Genomic DNA, 1,448 nt, shown 5'->3' with positions numbered 1-1,448 from the left:
CCCGTAGCTCAATTGGATAGAGCGTCTGACTACGGATCAGAAGGTTATGGGTTCGACTCCTTTCGGGCGCGCCATTATTTATCGGGAAGTAGCTCAGCTTGGTAGAGCACTTGGTTTGGGACCAAGGGGTCGCAGGTTCGAATCCTGTCTTCCCGACCATATTTATTAAGGCTCAGTAGCTCAGTCGGTAGAGCAAAGGACTGAAAATCCTTGTGTCGGCGGTTCGATTCCGTCCTGAGCCACCTTTCAGTGCACGATTGACTTTTATGGAGGGGTAGCGAAGTGGCTAAACGCGGCGGACTGTAAATCCGCTCCCTCAGGGTTCGGCGGTTCGAATCCGTCCCCCTCCACCATAATGGCGGCTGTGGCGAAGTGGTTAACGCATCGGATTGTGGTTCCGACATTCGTGGGTTCGATTCCCATCAGCCGCCCCATATATATTTTGCGGGTGTAGTTTACTGGTAAAACCTCAGCCTTCCAAGCTGATGTAGTGGGTTCGATTCCCATCACCCGCTCCAATATGGGCCTATAGCTCAGCTGGTTAGAGCGCACGCCTGATAAGCGTGAGGTCGATGGTTCGAGTCCATTTAGGCCCACCATAGTTTTTTATTATTCCGCAGTAGCTCAGTGGTAGAGCTATCGGCTGTTAACCGATCGGTCGTAGGTTCGAGTCCTACCTGCGGAGCCATTTTTTACAATACATATCATGCGCCTTTAGCTCAGCTGGATAGAGCATACGCCTTCTAAGCGTACGGTCAGAGGTTCGAATCCTCTAAGGCGCGTAAAACTAATAATGATCCCAAACACCTGAGTACTAGTCCTACTCAGGTGTTTTTTTTGCAAACTGAACGATAATCTAAGACTTATATATAAATCATTTAAGGTTAAAAAAATGATTTATAATAGTTGATAATTAAATGAAAGGATCTGTTAGTATTCATTGTGGATTTTCGTGTAGGTATAAGAATTCATAAGCGGAGAAATTCCGGCTAAAGTCTAAAAGGAAGGCTTTAGAAGCAGATATAAGCGGATATATTCCGATTAACTGCTCTAAATAAGTCAAAATCCAAGGATATGGATAATATAAACGGAAAAACTTCCTTTATTTTTAAGAAAAGATGGATATTTCCCAATTTAAACGGAATTTTTCCGTTTATTTTTCAAACACAGGAAATCAACATTCAGTTATAACAGAGCTTAATGAAAAAGGAGTACCTTTATCATTAAATAAATATGGTTGACACCAGGTTAAATTGATGATATTATATAAAAGTTGTCAGCAAAACTATTAAACTATTAATTAAAAGATAGAAAAAGTTGTTGACATCATCGGGATTAACTGATAAGATATAAAAGTTGTCTCATCAAAATTGTTCTTTGAAAACTAAACAAACAAAAACGTCAACAAACAATAATATTCATTTCTTACGAAATGAAGCCAACGTAAC

The 1,448-nt window shown here is 41.0% G+C and carries 8 tRNA genes; all 8 read left to right on the top strand.

The features are described 5' to 3' along the window. The first annotated feature begins 82 nt into the window (after positions 1–82). The 8 genes from V7077_RS27055 (at position 83) to V7077_RS27020 (ending at position 782) form a co-directional block, all read left to right on the top strand. Positions 83–159, top strand: a tRNA-Pro gene (locus tag V7077_RS27055). 10 nt (positions 160–169) lie between these two features. Then, positions 170–242, top strand: a tRNA-Phe gene (locus V7077_RS27050). A 26-nt stretch (positions 243–268) separates the two neighbouring features. Next, positions 269–353 (top strand) — tRNA-Tyr (locus V7077_RS27045). 5 nt (positions 354–358) lie between these two features. After that, positions 359–434, top strand: a tRNA-His gene (locus tag V7077_RS27040). Positions 435–444: 10 nt separating this feature from the next. Further along, positions 445–518, top strand: a tRNA-Gly gene (locus V7077_RS27035). 4 nt (positions 519–522) lie between these two features. Further along, positions 523–599: transfer RNA gene (locus V7077_RS27030), tRNA-Ile, on the top strand. A 14-nt stretch (positions 600–613) separates the two neighbouring features. Next, positions 614–688 (top strand) — tRNA-Asn (locus V7077_RS27025). 20 nt (positions 689–708) lie between these two features. Next, positions 709–782 (top strand) — tRNA-Arg (locus tag V7077_RS27020). The last annotated feature ends 666 nt before the right edge of the window (positions 783–1,448 follow it).

This window comes from Neobacillus vireti, from assembly GCF_036962465.1.
GTDB lineage: Bacteria > Bacillota > Bacilli > Bacillales > Cytobacillaceae > Neobacillus > Neobacillus vireti_B.
This window is presented reverse-complemented; position numbering and strand designations above follow the sequence as displayed.